This is a genomic window from Klebsiella sp. GG_Kp173 (assembly GCF_040062415.1).
GTDB lineage: Bacteria > Pseudomonadota > Gammaproteobacteria > Enterobacterales > Enterobacteriaceae > Klebsiella > Klebsiella quasipneumoniae.
Genome location: NZ_JBEAFZ010000068.1, coordinates 1 through 1,097 on the forward strand (window position 1 = coordinate 1; position 1,097 = coordinate 1,097).

A 1,097-nucleotide genomic window follows, 5' to 3' on the forward strand; every position below is an offset into this window, starting at 1 on the left:
AGAGGCTGTCACGCGTGCGGGAAGCTGCGAAGCAGCGGAAGAAAGAACGGTTTACCGCATTGTTCCACCTCCTGACAGCAGAGGCACTGGAGAACGCATTCCTCTCCCTGAGCAGGAAAGCGGCTGCCGGAGTTGATGGTGTCAGGTGGAAGGACTACGCCGAAAACCTGAAGGTCAACATAGCAGATCTGCACCGGAGGCTTCATCAGGGCAGTTACAGGGCTCAGCCCGGCAGGCGGCACTACATCCCGAAAGCGGATGGAAAACAGCGCCCGCTCGGCATCGCCTCACTGGAGGACAAAATCGTCCAGTATGCGCTGGTTAAGATCCTGAATGCAGTCTACGAAAATGACTTTATGGGGTTTTCATACGGGTTCAGACCCGGGCGAAGCCAGCACAATGCGCTGGACGCACTGGCCACAGGGCTGGTTCGGACCAATGTAAACTGGGTACTGGATGCCGATATCAGTCAGTTCTTCGACAAGGTAAGCCATGAATGGCTAATCAGGTTCATAGAACACAGAATCGGCGACCAGAGGGTAATCAGGCTCATACGAAAGTGGCTCACAGCCGGGACCTCAGAGGAAGGAGAATGGCGGGCATCGGAGGAAGGCACCCCACAGGGTGCGGTTATCTCGCCGCTGCTGGCAAACATCTACCTCCACTATGTCTTCGATCTGTGGGCGCATCAGTGGCGACGCCGCCATGCCACAGGCAATGTGGTCATGGTCAGATACGCAGATGACATAGTCATCGGGTTCGACAAGCGAATCGACGCTCAATGCTTTCGTATAGCCATGCAGCGCAGACTGAAGGAGTTCGGACTCACGGTACATCCGAAGAAAACCCGACTGATGGAGTTCGGCCGCTTCGCAGCCGAAAACCGCGCCAGCAGGGGAAAAGGTAAACCAGAAACGTTCAACTTCCTCGGGTTCACGCATATCAGTGGGAAAGATCGTAGTGGCAGGTTCATGCTGATACGAAAGACACGCCGGGACAGGATGACGGCGACACTGAAAGCGATCAAGGACGGACTACGAAAGCGCTGGCATTACTCAATCCCCGAACAGGGAAAATGGCTCAGGAGAGTGGTTCAG

Annotated in this window: 1 protein-coding gene; it reads left to right on the forward strand. The window is 55.4% G+C overall.

Going from position 1 to position 1,097, the window contains the following annotated elements:
* On the forward strand, nucleotides 1-1,097 hold a 1,097-nt coding region (gene ltrA, locus ABLU50_RS16195; RefSeq protein ID WP_097404639.1), incomplete at both ends, for a group II intron reverse transcriptase/maturase.